This window comes from Kitasatospora sp. NPDC087315 (assembly GCF_044744345.1).
Lineage (GTDB): Bacteria > Actinomycetota > Actinomycetes > Streptomycetales > Streptomycetaceae > Kitasatospora.
Genome location: NZ_JBIUYD010000013.1, coordinates 47,480 through 61,562, shown reverse-complemented (window position 1 = coordinate 61,562; position 14,083 = coordinate 47,480). Strand labels below are relative to the sequence as shown.

At 71.4% G+C, this 14,083-nt stretch carries 12 protein-coding genes and 1 other RNA gene; 2 read left to right on the top strand and 11 right to left on the bottom strand.

The features are described from left to right. Position 1 precedes the first annotated feature (1 nt). The 3 genes from ACIO5D_RS19930 to ACIO5D_RS19920 form a co-directional block, all read right to left on the bottom strand. Entirely contained in the window at positions 2–1,612 is a 1,611-nt protein-coding gene (locus tag ACIO5D_RS19930; RefSeq protein WP_400796724.1) for a beta-N-acetylhexosaminidase, read from the bottom strand. An 80-nt stretch (positions 1,613–1,692) separates the two neighbouring features. Further along, the gene (locus tag ACIO5D_RS19925; protein WP_363611653.1) at positions 1,693–1,974 is read right to left on the bottom strand and encodes a DUF3039 domain-containing protein; all 282 of its coding nucleotides are present in this window, start codon (positions 1,972–1,974) and stop codon (positions 1,693–1,695) included. A 62-nt stretch (positions 1,975–2,036) separates the two neighbouring features. Then, entirely contained in the window at positions 2,037–2,621 is a 585-nt protein-coding gene (locus ACIO5D_RS19920; protein ID WP_363611651.1) for a YqgE/AlgH family protein, read from the bottom strand. 299 nt (positions 2,622–2,920) lie between these two features. On the opposite strand from ACIO5D_RS19920, the gene murA reads away from it, so the two are divergent. After that, complete coding sequence (murA, locus tag ACIO5D_RS19915; RefSeq protein ID WP_363611649.1) at positions 2,921–4,261, top strand: UDP-N-acetylglucosamine 1-carboxyvinyltransferase; 1,341 nt, start codon at positions 2,921–2,923, stop codon at positions 4,259–4,261. Between the two features lie 73 nt (positions 4,262–4,334). On the opposite strand, the gene ACIO5D_RS19910 is transcribed toward murA, so the two are convergent. From ACIO5D_RS19910 to ftsE, 8 genes are all read right to left on the bottom strand, one after another. Continuing rightward, on the bottom strand, positions 4,335–4,616 hold the full coding sequence (locus ACIO5D_RS19910; protein ID WP_030059737.1) for an HU family DNA-binding protein: 282 nt from the start codon (positions 4,614–4,616) through the stop codon (positions 4,335–4,337). A 512-nt stretch (positions 4,617–5,128) separates the two neighbouring features. After that, positions 5,129–6,601: an NAD-dependent malic enzyme gene (locus ACIO5D_RS19905; protein ID WP_363611647.1), complete on the bottom strand. Its 1,473-nt coding sequence runs from the start codon at positions 6,599–6,601 to the stop codon at positions 5,129–5,131. A gap of 413 nt (positions 6,602–7,014) precedes the next feature. Next, on the bottom strand, positions 7,015–9,333 hold the full coding sequence (locus ACIO5D_RS19900) for a UvrD-helicase domain-containing protein (RefSeq protein WP_363611645.1): 2,319 nt from the start codon (positions 9,331–9,333) through the stop codon (positions 7,015–7,017). 269 nt (positions 9,334–9,602) lie between these two features. Continuing rightward, positions 9,603–9,984, bottom strand: a transfer-messenger RNA (tmRNA) gene (gene ssrA, locus ACIO5D_RS19895). A 96-nt stretch (positions 9,985–10,080) separates the two neighbouring features. After that, positions 10,081–10,557: an SsrA-binding protein SmpB gene (gene smpB / locus ACIO5D_RS19890; protein ID WP_363611643.1), complete on the bottom strand. Its 477-nt coding sequence runs from the start codon at positions 10,555–10,557 to the stop codon at positions 10,081–10,083. A gap of 45 nt (positions 10,558–10,602) precedes the next feature. Next, a complete protein-coding gene (locus tag ACIO5D_RS19885) occupies positions 10,603–11,739 on the bottom strand; it encodes a S41 family peptidase (RefSeq protein ID WP_400658936.1) in 1,137 nt (378 codons plus the stop codon). A 124-nt stretch (positions 11,740–11,863) separates the two neighbouring features. Beyond that, positions 11,864–12,775, bottom strand: a complete 912-nt coding sequence (gene ftsX / locus ACIO5D_RS19880; protein ID WP_363611639.1) for a permease-like cell division protein FtsX — start codon at positions 12,773–12,775, stop codon at positions 11,864–11,866. A 74-nt stretch (positions 12,776–12,849) separates the two neighbouring features. Further along, a complete protein-coding gene (gene ftsE, locus ACIO5D_RS19875) occupies positions 12,850–13,539 on the bottom strand; it encodes a cell division ATP-binding protein FtsE (protein ID WP_030394280.1) in 690 nt (229 codons plus the stop codon). Positions 13,540–13,887: 348 nt separating this feature from the next. Here ftsE and ACIO5D_RS19870 point away from each other — a divergent pair, with 348 nt between their 5' ends. Continuing rightward, positions 13,888–14,082 carry a hypothetical protein gene (locus ACIO5D_RS19870; RefSeq protein WP_363611637.1) on the top strand — a complete coding sequence of 65 codons (195 nt, stop codon included), beginning with the start codon at positions 13,888–13,890 and terminating at the stop codon, positions 14,080–14,082. Position 14,083: the final 1 nt, after the last annotated feature.

The following is a 14,083-nucleotide window of genomic DNA, read 5'->3' as shown; positions in this document are numbered from 1 at the left end:
GTCACACCACCGGCGGCGGGCCCTCGATCGGGCGGCCGGCCACTCCGGGCCAGCGCTGCCAGGGGTGCGGCCCGTCGGCCGGGCGGTACGCGACACCCAGCGCGTCCAGCACGGCCAGGTGGCCGTCGAGCCGGCGCTCGAAGGCCTGGTAGTCGCGCGCGGCCGGATCGGTGGGCAGCGCGGACCAGGCGACCTCGGCGAACGCCGCGAGCCGGGGGAAGGCCCGGTAGTCGATGTCCCGGGCGCTGTCCATGAACTCGCTCCACAGGTTGGCCTGAGTGCCGATCACCCGCCGGGCCGCCACCTCGTCCAGCTGCGCCGGGACCGGCTCGAAGCGGTAGACGTCCTCCAGGGTGCGGACGAACCCGACCGGGATCGGCTCGTCCTCGCCCGCGGCCTGCCGGTGGTCCAGGTAGACGTGCTGCTCGGGGCACATCACCACGTCGTGGCCGGCCTGGGCGGCGGCGATCCCGCCGCCGAACCCGCGCCAGGAGGAGACGGCGGCGCCGGGGGCCAGGCCGCCCTCCAGGATCTCGTCCCAGCCGATCAGCCGGCGGCCGCGCTCGGCCAGCCAGCCGTCGAAGTGCCGGATGACCCAGCTCTGCAGCTCGTCCTCGTTGGCCAGGCCGAGCTCCTCGATCCGCGCCTGGGCGGCCGCGCTCTCCTTCCACTGCTCCTTGGGGCACTCGTCGCCGCCGAGGTGGATGAACTCGGACGGGAAGAGCTCCAGGACCTCCTCCAGCACCCCCTCGAAGAAGCGGATGGTGCCCTCGGAGACGTTGAGCACGTTGCGGCTGACGCCCCAGTCGGTCCAGACGCCCAGCGCCGAGGTGTCCACCACGTCGGTGTTGCCCAGCTCCGGGTAGGCCGCGATGGCGGCCTGGGTGTGGCCGGGCAGGTCGATCTCGGGGACGACGGTGATCCCCCGTCCGGCGGCGTACGCGACGATCTCGCGCAGGTCGTCCTGGGTGTAGAAGCCGCCGTGCGGGCGGTCGTCACGACGGTTGCCGAGCCGGTAGCCGACCATCGAGCGCTCGCGCCAGGCGCCCCGCTCGGTGAGCGCCGGGTAGCGCTTGATCTCCACCCGCCAGCCCTGGTCGTCGGTCAGGTGCAGGTGCAGCACGTTGAGCTTGTGCGCGGCGAGCAGGTCGAGGAAGCGCAGCACGTCCGCCTTGGGCAGGAAGTGCCGGGAGACGTCCAGCAGCGCGCCGCGCCAGCCGAAGCGGGGGGCGTCCTCGATGTCCGCGCCGGGGAGCACCCAGCCGGTGCGGCGCAGCGGGGCCCGGCGGTAGGCGTCCGGACCGAGCAGTTGGCGCAGCGTCTGGGCGCCCCAGAGGGCGCCGGCCGGACCGCCGGCGGTGACCACGGCGTGGCCGGGACGCACCGAGATCCGGTACGCCTCGGCGCCCAGCGTCCCGTCGTGAACGAACTCGACGCCCTCACCCGACCGCCCCGGCCCGAACGGCAGGCCGGTGGCGGCGGTCAGCGAGGTGCGCAGCCACTGCTCGGCGTCGGCGAGCGCGGGCGGCGCGGTCAGGGTGGTGGTGTGGTCGAGGGGGAAGTCCTCGTCCGGGCGACGGACGGCACTCAGTGGTGCGGGAATGAGGTCCATTCCGCCATCCTGCCCGCGCCGGGCCGACTGGCATAGACCATTCATGGAGCATTTTGCAAAATGGTCCAGACCGGGCGGAACTACTTTCCGTCGCCGTCCTTGCCGTCCTGCGGCTTGCCGATGCCGTCGTAGATCTCCTTGCACATCGGGCAGACCGGGTACTTCTTCGGGTCGCGCCCGGGCACCCAGACCTTGCCGCAGAGCGCCACCACGGGCGAGCCGGAGAGCGCGCTCTCCATGATCTTGTCCTTCTGGACATAGTGCGCGAAGCGCTCGTGGTCGCCGTCCCCGTGGGACACCTGGGGGACGGGCTCGACCAGGGTGCCGGTGCCGAGGCCGCGCTCGGGCTCAAGAGTGCTCATGGGTGCCAAGTCTATGGGGGCCCCGGGAAAGCGGGCCAGTACGGCGCCGGGGCGGTCGCACGTCAGTTCAGCGTGGGGTCCTCGGGGTAGGTCGCCAGCAGCGCCAGGGGGCCGCGCTGGCGGCGGAGCACCGCGCGCCAGAGCCGCTCCGGCTCGGGGCTGGAGATGTCACCCGGCTCGCAGTCCACCAGGTACCAGGCGCCGCCGTCGAGCTCCGCCTCCAGCTGCCCCGGCGACCAGCCCGCGTACCCGGCGAAGATCCGCAGCGCGCCCAGCTCGCCGGCCATCACCTCGGGCGGCGCCTCCAGGTCCACCAGGCCGATCGCACCGTGCACCCGCCGCCAGCCGAGCGGTTCCCCGGTCCCCGGCTCCCCCGGCGCCACCCCGAGGCCCAGCGCCGAGTCCAGGGCCACCGGCCCGCCCTGGAAGACCACCGCCGGCTGCCCGACCAGGCGGCCCCAGCCGTCCAGCACACTGCCCACCTCCACCGGCGTCGGCCGGTTGAGGACGACGCCGAGCGCCCCCTCGGCGTCGTGGTCGAGGAGGAGCACCACCGCCCGGGCGAAGTTCGGGTCGGTGAGCACGGGGGTCGCGACGAGCAAACGGCCGGTGTGGGACCGTCCTCCGTGCGAATGGGCCGCCGTCATGCCTCACATGATCCCGCAGAACCGCCGGGGGCGGACACCGCAACACGAAACACCACAGGGCCCGACGAACACCCGTACGGACGTGTCGGCGGGCGGAACACCACCCCGAGAGAGCACCATCACGGGAGAGGCAGGCGGGAACCAGCCGCACGCCTACTACCATCTACTGATGGTGGACGCCCTTTTACGGTGCCGACTCGGTCACGCCGGGGGCCCGAACGCGCCCGTACGACCGGTCCACCGCCGGCTCTCTGACCGGAGCCCCACCCACTCCTCTGGCACCCCGGATTGCGAGAACGATGACCGACGACGTCCTGCTGGTCCACGGCGGAAACCCGCTCGAAGGCGAGATCCGCGTCCGCGGTGCGAAGAACCTGGTACCCAAGGCCATGGTCGCCGCCCTCCTCGGACAGGGCCCCAGCAGACTGCGCAACGTCCCGGACATCCGCGACGTCAAGGTGGTTCGCGGCCTGCTCCAGCTGCACGGCGTGACCGTGCGCGCCGGTGACGAGGACGGCGAGCTGATCCTCGACCCCTCCCACGTGGAGAGCGCCAACGTCACGGACATCGACGCGCACGCGGGCTCCTCACGCATCCCGATCCTGTTCTGCGGCCCGCTGCTGCACCGCCTCGGCCACGCCTTCATCCCGGGCCTCGGCGGCTGCGACATCGGCGGCCGCCCGGTCGACTTCCACTTCGAGGTGCTCCGCCAGTTCGGCGCCTCGATCGAGAAGCACCCGCAGGGCACCTACCTGGTCGCCCCGCAGCGGCTGCGCGGCACCCGGATCGAGCTGCCCTACCCGTCGGTCGGCGCCACCGAGCAGGTGCTGCTCACCGCCGTCCTCGCCGAGGGCGTCACCGAGCTGCGCAACGCGGCCATCGAGCCGGAGATCGTCGACCTGATCTGCGTGCTGCAGAAGATGGGCGCGATCATCTCGATGGGCACCGACCGGACCATCCTGATCACCGGTGTGGACGAGCTCTCCGGCTACAACCACCGCGCGCTGCCGGACCGCCTGGAGTCCGCCTCCTGGGCCTGCGCGGCGCTGGCCACCAAGGGCGACATCTACGTCCGCGGTGCCCGCCAGCTGGAGATGATGACCTTCCTCAACACCTTCCGGAAGGTCGGCGGCGCGTTCGAGGTCGACGACGAGGGCATCCGCTTCTGGCACCCGGGCGGCGAGCTCAAGGCGATCGCCCTGGAGACGGACGTGCACCCGGGCTTCCAGACCGACTGGCAGCAGCCGCTGGTGGTCGCGCTGACCCAGGCGGCCGGCCTGTCCATCGTGCACGAGACGGTGTACGAGTCGCGGCTCGGCTTCACCGGCGCGCTCAACCAGATGGGCGCCCACATCCAGCTCTACCGCGAGTGCCTGGGCGCCACCCCGTGCCGCTTCGGCGCCCGCAACTTCCTGCACTCCGCGGTCGTCTCCGGCCCGTCCAAGCTGATCGGCGCCGAGCTGGTCATCCCGGACCTGCGCGGCGGCTTCTCGTACCTGATCGCGGCGCTGGCGGCCCAGGGCACCTCGACGGTGCACGGCATCGACCTGATCAACCGCGGCTACGAGAACTTCATGGAGAAGCTGCGCGACCTCGGCGCCCACGTCGAGCTGCCCAACGAGCAGCTGGTCGACGCCTGACCGGCCCGCACCACGGCGAGAGGCCGGGCCCCCCTCACGGGGAGCCCGGCCTCTCGGGCGTTCAAGGGGTTGCTCAGGCGCCCTTGGCGGCTTCCTTGAGCTTGGAGCCCGCGCTCACCTTGGCGCTGTAGCCGGCCGCGATCTGGATCGGCTCACCGGTCTGCGGGTTGCGGGCGGTGCGGGCAGCGCGGTGGGTGCGCTCGAAGGTCAGGAAACCGGGGATGGTGACCTTCTCGTCGCCCTTGGCGACGACCTCGCCGACGATCTCGGCGAAGGCGGCCAGAACGGCGTCGGCGTCCTTGCGGGTCACCTCGGCGCGCTCGGACAGCGCGGCCACCAGCTCACTGCGGTTCATGTGTACTCCTGTGGTCTGTTCGCTTGCGGTGTGCGGGGGCCCACACGGTGCTCCCTCCGGGGGCATCCGGATGGGCCGCAGGTCCGCACACTGTGCTCATTCAGGCAATGCGTGGTCGCAGGCCGGGTTCGTACCCCGTGCCGCGCGCCGGTGCCGTCGAAAAGGCCCGCCTGCCTGCCTGGATACGAATCCTGCCCCGACCTGCCCCGAGAAAGCCAATCGGGCCCCCGGCTCCACCGCCCGAACAACGCCCGCCCGCCGGAGGTATGACGCTCCGTCGGCTCCGGCGGACCGGGCGCGGGCGGCGGTCGGGACGACGCGCCGGAAGACCAGGGGGACGTTCCGTACTTGTCGGACACGCCTGCCCCGTGCAGGGCTACCGTACGCCCTAGGCACGACAAGCCCAAACACACCCCTCGCCCTTGTGTCGCAAGGGTTCGGGGCGGGCTTGGGTGGGTAAGGCCGCTAATCGGTCATTTGACCGATCCGCGACACCTCCGGCGCGCTCCCGGTCAGAGCTTGACGACCGGGAAGGACGCGGTGTCCAGCGTGCCGACGATGCCCGGGGTGGGACGGGACGGCGCTGGGTCCTCCTGGGCCCCGGCCAGCGCGGCGTCGCGCACGGCGGCGGCGACCGTCTTGGCGACGTCCTTGTGGAAGACGCTCGGGATGATGTAGTTGGCGTTGAGCTCGTCGTCCGCGACGGTGGTGGCCAGCGCCCGGGCGGCGGCGATCATCATCTCGGTGTTGACCGTCCGGCTCTGGGCGTCCAGCAGGCCGCGGAAGACGCCCGGGAAGACCAGCACGTTGTTGATCTGGTTCGGGAAGTCGCTGCGGCCGGTGGCGACCACGGCGGCGGTCTGCCGGGCGACCGCCGGGTCCACCTCCGGGTCCGGGTTGGCCAGCGCGAACACGATCGCGTCCGTCGCCATGGTGGCCAGGTCGTCGCCGTCCAGCACGTTCGGGGCCGAGACGCCGATGAACACGTCGGCGCCCGCCACGGCCTCCTTGAGGGTGCCGGTGCGGCCCGAGCGGTTGGTGTGCTCGGCGATCCAGCGCAGCGAGTCGTTGAGGTCGTCACGGCCCTGGTGGACCACGCCGTGCACGTCCGCCACGGTGGCGTGCTCGACGCCGGCCGCCAGCAGCAGCTTGAGGATCGCGGTACCGGCGGCGCCGGCGCCCGACATCACCACCCGGATGTCGCCGATCTCCTTGCCGACCACCTTGAGCGCGTTGGTGAGCGCCGCCAGCACCACGATCGCGGTACCGTGCTGGTCGTCGTGGAAGACCGGGATGTCCAGGGCCTCGCGCAGCCGGGCCTCGATCTCGAAGCAGCGCGGCGCGGAGATGTCCTCCAGGTTGATGCCGGCGAAGCCCGGGGCGATCGCCCTGACGATGGCCACGATCTCGTCGGTGTCCTGGGTGTCCAGGCAGATCGGCCAGGCGTCGATGCCGGCGAAGCGCTTGAACAGGGCCGCCTTGCCCTCCATCACCGGCAGCGCGGCCGCCGGGCCGATGTTGCCCAGGCCCAGCACCGCCGAGCCGTCCGTGACCACCGCGACGCTGTTGCGCTTGATGGTCAGGCGGCGGGCGTCCTCGGGGTTCTCGGCGATCGCCATGCAGACCCGGGCGACACCCGGGGTGTAGATCATGCTGAGGTCGTCACGGTTGCGGATCGGCAGCTTGGACGACATCTCGATCTTGCCACCGAGGTGCATCAGGAAGGTACGGTCCGAGACCTTGCCGATCGACACGCCGTCGATCGCGCGGAGCTTCTCGACGATCTCCTCGCCGTGCGCGACCGAGGAGGCGGCCACCGTCACGTCGATCCGCAGGGCCTCCAGGCCGGAGGCCGTCACGTCGAGACCGGTGACCGATCCACCGGAGGACTCGACCGCCGTGGTGATCGCACTGACAGCACTGCCGCTGGCCGGGACCTCCAGCCGCACCGTGATCGAGTTGGAGACACTGGGCACCGTCGCCATCGACGTCCTTCTTCCGTCCACTGAGGGTGGCTGCGGGCCGAACGCAGTTCAACACGGTGTCGGGTTTCAACAAGATGTTGAATCGGCACGCAGCGCATGTTAGACCTCGATCGTCGCACCTGCCAGGGAGAAGTCAGAAATAACGTGCATTGAGTGTGCGGACCCGACAAGCGGACACCGGACCCGGCGGAACGCGCCGCGAGAAGACCGGCCGCTCTTCTTGCCCGTGGCGGCCGATGCGTTACATTGGACGGGACACCGGCTCGATCCAAGCCCCCGGGCCCAACCTTAGTCGCTTCGAGCGACCACTTGCCGCGAGGCGAGCATGGCGGGTCGGTGTCATCAACGTACGAGCGGGGCCCCCACCGGTGGTGGGGGCCCCGCTCGTTGAGCGGCCGTCAGGGCAGGCCGGCTCAGTCGTGCAGCAGCGCGGGCACGCCCGCCGCGTCCGGCAGGTCGTCCGGGCCGGAGAGCACGGTCAGCCGCTGGGTCGCCCGGGTCAGCGCCACGTAGAGCACCCGCAGGCCGGCCTCCGACTCGCCGGCGATCCCGGTCGGGTCGGCCACCACCGTCGCGTCGTACTCCAGACCCTTGGCCTCCAGACTGCCCAGCGCCACCGCGCGGCCGCCCAGCCCCTCGATCCACCCGGCCGCCTCGGCCCGGCGGTCCATCGGCACGACGACGGCCACGGTGCCGTCGACCTCGGCGAGCAGCCGCTCCAGCTCGGCCCGGGCCGCCGCCCCGAAGGCCTCCGGGGACGGGTCGGTGACCGCCGCGAAGCGCGGCTCGACCCCGACCTCGCGCACCGCGCTCGGCGAGGGCGTCCCGGGCGCCGCCAGCGCCAGCACCTTGGCCGCCACCTCGGCGATCTCGGCCGGGTTGCGGTAGTTCACGGTCAGCGTGTACCGGCGGCGCGGCTTGCCGGACAGCACCTCGTCCAGCGCGGACTGCGCCTCCTGCGGGAACGGCCACGAGGACTGCGCCGGATCCCCGACGATCGTCCAGGTGGCCGTCCGGGCCCGGCGGCCGATCATGCGCCACTGCATCGGGGTGAGGTCCTGGGCCTCGTCCACGATGATGTGCGCGTACTCGGTCCGCTCGACCGGCACGCGCTCGCGCTGGCGGGAGTTGCGGTCGGCGAAGGTGGTGACCTCGTCCAGGCCGCTCAGCAGGTCCACCGCGTCCACCTCACGGACCTTCGGGCGGGCCGCCTCGCCGAGCAGCACCCGGAGCTCGTCCACCAGCGCCACGTCGTGCGCGGACAGCGCGCCCTCGCCGCGGTCCGAGAGGTGCCGCCAGGACGCGGCCAGCACCTTCGCCTCCTCCGGGGTCACGGCGCGGCGGGCGGTCCGGTTGATGTGCCGGGGCTGCCGGAGCGTGCCGAGCACCCGGCGCGGGGTCAGCGCGGGCCACCAGGCGTCCAGGAAGTCCAGGAACGGCGCCTCGTCCGAGACGTAGTCGTCGAACGACTCCTTCTCCTCCTGGCGCTGCTCGCGCGCGTAGTGGTCGGCGGGCCTGGGCAGGTGGCGGGTGGCCTCCTGCCAGAGCGCGTCCAGCAGCAGCCGGCGGGCGCGCGGGCGCAGCAGGTTCAGCGGGGTGCCGCCGGAGCCGATGACGTTCCCGCGCACCCCCTTGAGCCTGCCCGCGTCCAGCCGCAGCACCTCGCCGCGGGCGACCACCTTCAGCTCCTGCGGCGCGCCCAGCTCCAGCGCGGCCCGGGCGGCCCGGCGCAGCAGCTGCGTCATCCGGGCCGAGCCCTTGACCCGGGCCGCCTCCGGGGTGTCGTAGGTGTCCGCCTCGATGCCGTCCACCAGCGAGCCGACCGCGCGGATGGCGACCTGGCCCTCCTCGCCGAGCGAGGGCAGCACGCCCTCGGTGTACGAGACCAGCAGCGGCGTCGGGCTGACCACCAGGATGCCCCCGGCGTAGCGGCGGCGGTCCTGGTAGAGCAGGAAGGCGGCGCGGTGCAGGGCGACGGCGGTCTTGCCGGTGCCGGGGCCGCCGGTGACCAGGGTGGCACCGGCCGCGGCGGCGCGGATCACCTCGTCCTGTTCCTTCTGGATGGACGAGACGATGTCGCGCATCGAGTGGCTGCGGGCCCGGCCCAGCGAGGCCATCAGCGCGCCGTCGCCGACCACCGCCAGCTCGTGGCCGTCCAGGGTGGGGGTGAGGTCGGGGCGCAGCAGGTCGTCCTCGACGCCGATCACCTTGCGGCCCTTGGAGCGGATCACCCGGCGGCGGATGACCCGGCCGGGCTCCAGGGGGGTGGAGCGGTAGAACGGCGCGGCGGCGGGAGCCCGCCAGTCGATCACCAGCGGGCCGTACTCGGCGTCCAGCACGCCGAGCCGGCCGATGTGCAGGGTCTCGGCGACGGCCGGGTCGGCCGGGTCGAAGGGGGTGTTGGAGGGGATGCCGTGTTCCTCCGGGGCGTCGGGCCGCTGGAGGTCGATCCGGCCGAAGAGGAAGTCCTCGAACTCGTTGTTGAGCCGCTGGAGGTGGGCGCCGGCCCGGTAGACCTGGGCGTCGCGCTCGGCGAGCGCGCCGGGGGTGCCGACGTGGACCCGCTTGGCGGCGTCCTCCAGGATGTACTCGGCTTCGGCGAGCTTCTCCTCCAGGCGGTGGTAGACGGTGTCGAGGTGGCGCTGTTCGCCGGCGATCTCGCGTTCGCGGATGGTGTCCCCATCGGTGGCGGCGCCGGTGGTGGCGGTGGCGGTGTCCGTGTTGCTCTGCATGGCCTCGGTGGTTGCGGCGGAGTACTGGGTTGAGCCGTGCGCGCCCAAGAAGCCCCCTGACGTACGTCCTGCGGTGGGTGGATCCGGCTCGGAGAAATGAGCGGACGGAAAATCCTACGCCGCCGACCCTTGTCCGCGCTGCACCGCCTGCCGCGGCGCCGGCGGGCAGGGCGTCGGGTGGGGTACTGGTGGGGCGCCGGCGGACGGGCCGGGCACGACGAAGGCCGCCCTCCGGCTGGAGGGCGGCCTTCATGGTGTCAAACATGGGGTGGTGGAGATGCCGGGAATCGAACCCGGGTCCAGTGGAGTGGATTCAGGACTTCTCCGAGCGCAGTCCGCTGTGATTTTCTCGGCCCTGGCGGTCACGCGGACAAGCCGCCAACAGGCCCAGCTGCTGTTTGATTTCCCATCCGCCCTCGCAGCCCGGGCGGACGGTTGAGTTCCCTAGATTATGCCAGGGTCCGGGTCGGGAACTCCCCGGTCTGACACCCAAGCGCTATCGGTGCTTATTAGGCAGCGAGAGCGAACTGCTGGGAATCGCGCTTAGTGTTGGCGATTATTTTTTTGCGACAGATGGTTAACGAGATCATTGCCGCGTTCCTCGGCTCGCTTCTCCTGTTTCGACGTCCCCTGTCGAAACCGATCATCCCCATGTTTTGTTGAGAAACAGCTCGGCGGGCGGTGACCCGACCCGTACCGTGTTGCTGGCGCCATAGTACGCGAGACGACCAGCGGGGGTCCAGCGGATTAACCCTGGCGTCGCCGGGCCGCCGCCACCGCGCGGGCCGTCTCGCGGGTGTCCTGCTTCTCGCGCAGCGTCTGCCGCTTGTCGTACAGCTTCTTGCCGACGGCGAGCGCGAGTTCGAGCTTCACCCGGCCGTCCTTGAAGTAGAGCGAGAGCGGGATCAGGGTGTGGCCGGCGTCCCGCACCTTGGCCTCGATCTTGTGGATCTCCAGCTTGTGCAGCAGCAGCTTGCGCTTGCGCCGTGCCGCGTGGTTGGTCCACGTCCCCTGGGTGTACTCGGGGATGAAGACGTTGTCGATCCACGCCTCGTGGTTCTGGACGTAGGCGTAGCCGTCGACCAGGTTGGCCCGACCCTCGCGCAGTGATTTGACCTCGGTGCCGGTGAGCACGAGACCGCACTCGTAGGTGTCGAGGATGGTGTACTCGTGTCGCGCCTTCTTGTTCTGCGCGATCAGCTTCTGTCCGGTTTCCTTTGCCATAACGCCGATTATTCTCGCATCCCGACCCGGTGTCGGGCAGCCCCTTTACGTCCGCGTCCCCAGACCCGCCAGCACCCGCAGGGCCAGCGCGCCGGCGTCCTCGGAGCCGGCCGCGGGCACGTCGGGGGTCAGGCCGGTGCCGTCCGGGGAGCGGCCCGCCGGGGTGTAGTAGCGGCCGACGGTCAGTTCCAGCACCGCGCCGTCGGCGAGCCGGCTGGGCTGCTGGACGGTTCCCTTGCCGAAGGTGCGCCCGCCCACCACCACCGCCCGGCTGCGGTCCTGGAGGGCGCCGGTGAGCAGTTCGGCGGCGCTCATCGTGCCGCCGTCCACCAGCACCACCAGCGGGGTGCGCTGGTCGCCGCCGGGCGGCGCGGTCAGTTCTCGGGTCCCGCCGCGCTCCTGGTAGGAGCCGACCGGGCCGCCGTCGAGGAAGACGGCGGCGGTGCCGGCGGCCTCCTCGACCAGGCCGCCGGAGTTCCCGCGCAGGTCGAGCACCACCCCGGCGTGCGCGGTGCGCACCGCGGCGCGCACCTGTTCGGCCACCCCGCTGGTGAAGGCCCGTACGGTGATCCGGACGACGCCCTTGTCCAGCCGCTCCACCGTGACCTGCTGGGTGTCCAGCAGGGCCCGGCGCAGCCGCAGTTCGCGGACCTCGCCGTCGCCGCGCCGGACGGCGAGGGTGACCTCCGAGCCGGCCTGGCGCTCGCCCTCGCGCCCGCGCAGCCGGGCGACCACCTCGGTGACCGGCAGCCGGTCGGCCGGGTCGGCGTCGATCCGCAGCAGCCGGTCGCCGGGGGCGATCCCGGCCGCGGCGGCCGGGCCGGCCGGCTGCACCTGGGAGACGACGGTGACGCCGTCCTGACCGCGGCCGACCGAGAGGCCCACCCCGAGGTAGCGGCCGTCCAGGCCCTGGCTGAACTCGGCGTACTCCTGCGCGCTGTAATAGGCGCCCCAGCGGTCGCCGTTGACGCCGATCAGATGCTCGGCCTGCTGCTCGGAGAGGGTCGTGCCGGCCGGGTCCTGGCCGGTCGCGAAGCCCGCCCCGGCCGGGGCGGCTGCCGGGCGGTGCGGCGGCGCGCCCGGGTCGCCCCAGGCACCGGTGGCGGCCCCGGCCAGCAGCACGGCGCCGAACACCAGGCTGAGGGTGACCGCCTGACGTGCCCTTCGCGGAGTTTCTGGCATGGCATCGGAGTCTAGACACCGCGCGGAGCCCGCCGTACCGGAACGGCTGACGGTGAAACGGCGGCGGCCCCGGACGGCGCGGTGCCGTCCGGGGCCGCCGGGAGGCCGGCCGGTGGGAGCCGGGTCAGACCTTCAGGTACTTGCGCAGCGTGAAGAACGCCGCGATACCGGCCATGCCCATACCGACCACGACCAGCAGCGGTATCACCGCCAGCACCGAGCTCAGGCCGATGAAGTGGATGAACTGCACCCGGTCGGCCAGCCAGCTGTGGACGAAGAAGTGCCCGCCGAGCAGCAGTCCGGAGGCCATCACGGCGCCGAGCAGGGCGGCGAACGCGGCCTCGGCGATGAACGGCATCTGGACGTAGAAGTTCGAGGCACCGACCAGGCGCATGATGCCGGTCTCACGCCTGCGGCTGAACGCCGACACCCGGACGGTGTTGACGATCAGCAACAGGGCGACGAAGAGCATCAGCACCATGATGACGAAGGCCGCCGTCTGGAGGCCGTTGAGCAGCCCGAAGAGGTTCTCCAGGATCTTCCGCTGGTCCTCGACCGACTTGACGCCGGGCTTGCCGGCGAAGGCGCTCTGGATGACGTCGTACTTGGTCGGGTCCTTGAGCTTCACCCGCCAGGACTGCGGGATGGCCTCCGGGCCGAGGACGGAGATGAGCGGGTTGTCCGGGTTCATCTCCTTCCAGTGCTTGTACGCCTCCGCGGAGTTCTCGAAGGTCGCCGACTGGACCACCGAATCCATCTTGTCCAGCTGGGTCTTGATGTCGGCGACCTGCTGGTCGGTGGCCGCGCCCTTGTCGCACTGCGGCGAGTTGCGGGCGTCCGACTTGGTACAGAAGTAGATGCTCACCTCGACCTTGTCGTACCAGTACCCCTTCATGGAGTTCACCTGGTCACGGACCAGGAGCGAGGCACCGGCGAGGGCGAGGGAGAGCGCGACACTGACGACGACCGCGATGGTCATCGTCAGGTTGCGGCGGAGACCCACACCGATCTCCGACAGGACGAACTGGGCGCGCATGCGTGTAACAACTCCAGGGTCGGGACCGGTCCGGCAGCGTGGGCCGGCGGCCTACGGAAATCAGTGCTGGTGAATCAGTGCTGGTATCCGTAGACGCCGCGGGCCTGGTCGCGGACCAGCAGCCCCTTGTCGAGCTCGATGACGCGCTTGCGCATCTGGTCGACGATGGCCTGGTCGTGGGTGGCCATCAGCACCGTGGTGCCGGTGCGGTTGATCCGGTCGAGCAGCTTCATGATGCCGACCGAGTTCTGCGGGTCGAGGTTACCGGTGGGCTCGTCCGCGATCAGCAGCATCGGGCGGTTCACGAACGCCCGGGCGATGGCCACACGCTGCTGCTCACCACCGGAGAGCTCGCCCGGCATGCGGTCCTCCTTGCCGCCGAGGCCGACCAGGTCCAGCACCTCGGGCACCACCTTGCCGATGGCGCTCTTGGGCTTGCCGATCACCTCGAGCGCGAAGGCCACGTTCTGCGCGACCGTCTTGTTCGGCAGCAGGCGGAAGTCCTGGAAGACGGTGCCCAGCTGGCGGCGCATGTGCGGCACCTTCCAGTTGGACAGCTTGCCCAGGTCCTTGCCCAGCACGTGCACCTCACCGGTGCTGGGGCGCTCCTCGCGCAGGCACAGGCGCAGGAAGGTGGACTTGCCCGAGCCGGACGAGCCGACCAGGAAGACGAACTCGCCCTTCTCGATCTCCAGCGAGACGTTGTCCAGGGCGGGACGATTCTGCTTGGGATAGGTCTTGGAGACGTTGTCGAATCTGATCACGGCTGCATCACGGAGGCCATCCTAGGCGGCGCCAGTCCTCGGTCGGTCCACCCCGGGCGCCCGGCCCTGGGGCGGCGGAAGGAGCGGAAGAGGCCGCTCCCGGCTTGGGACCATACGCGAAGCGGCACCCGGCTCGCAGGACCGGCCGGTGACAGCCGGCGAAAGTTGGGGGACAATGTCCGCTTATGCCCCGAAAATTGCGAGGCATCTCACAGCCCGGGGGCCGGAACCCGCAGAACCTGGCAGAGTGGAGAGAGCGGCCGGGGTCGGCCGCTCCCCCGCACAGGGCAACCAGAGGAACCAAAGCCCCGTCCGGTGCGTTGGCTGTAGCAGCGAGGAGGAGATCGCATGACCTGCGACCATCTGGTGTGCGCCAACTGCAACGGCCGCGTGAGCGAGGGCCGCTGCCCGGTGTGCCGCGCCAACCGGGCCCGCCTGCAGGAGCAGCAGGGTCCGTTCGCCGCGCTCTCCCCCGCCCTGCTGCTGGCCCTGCTGGCCGGACTGCTCGCGGTGGCGCTGATCGCCCGGCAGGCACTGGCCTGAT

Excerpts from the sequence above, each read along its gene's own strand:
- ACIO5D_RS19930 (WP_400796724.1), bottom strand. The coding sequence starts at position 1,612 with ATGGACCTCATTCCCGCACCACTGAGTGCCGTCCGTCGCCCGGACGAG.
- ACIO5D_RS19925 (WP_363611653.1), bottom strand. The coding sequence starts at position 1,974 with ATGAGCACTCTTGAGCCCGAGCGCGGCCTCGGCACCGGCACCCTGGTC.
- ACIO5D_RS19920 (WP_363611651.1), bottom strand. The coding sequence starts at position 2,621 with ATGACGGCGGCCCATTCGCACGGAGGACGGTCCCACACCGGCCGTTTG.
- murA (WP_363611649.1), top strand. The coding sequence starts at position 2,921 with ATGACCGACGACGTCCTGCTGGTCCACGGCGGAAACCCGCTCGAAGGC.
- ACIO5D_RS19910 (WP_030059737.1), bottom strand. The coding sequence starts at position 4,616 with ATGAACCGCAGTGAGCTGGTGGCCGCGCTGTCCGAGCGCGCCGAGGTG.
- ACIO5D_RS19905 (WP_363611647.1), bottom strand. The coding sequence starts at position 6,601 with ATGGCGACGGTGCCCAGTGTCTCCAACTCGATCACGGTGCGGCTGGAG.
- ACIO5D_RS19900 (WP_363611645.1), bottom strand. The coding sequence starts at position 9,333 with ATGCAGAGCAACACGGACACCGCCACCGCCACCACCGGCGCCGCCACC.
- smpB (WP_363611643.1), bottom strand. The coding sequence starts at position 10,557 with ATGGCAAAGGAAACCGGACAGAAGCTGATCGCGCAGAACAAGAAGGCG.
- ACIO5D_RS19885 (WP_400658936.1), bottom strand. The coding sequence starts at position 11,739 with ATGCCAGAAACTCCGCGAAGGGCACGTCAGGCGGTCACCCTCAGCCTG.
- ftsX (WP_363611639.1), bottom strand. The coding sequence starts at position 12,775 with ATGCGCGCCCAGTTCGTCCTGTCGGAGATCGGTGTGGGTCTCCGCCGC.
- ACIO5D_RS19870 (WP_363611637.1), top strand. The coding sequence starts at position 13,888 with ATGACCTGCGACCATCTGGTGTGCGCCAACTGCAACGGCCGCGTGAGC.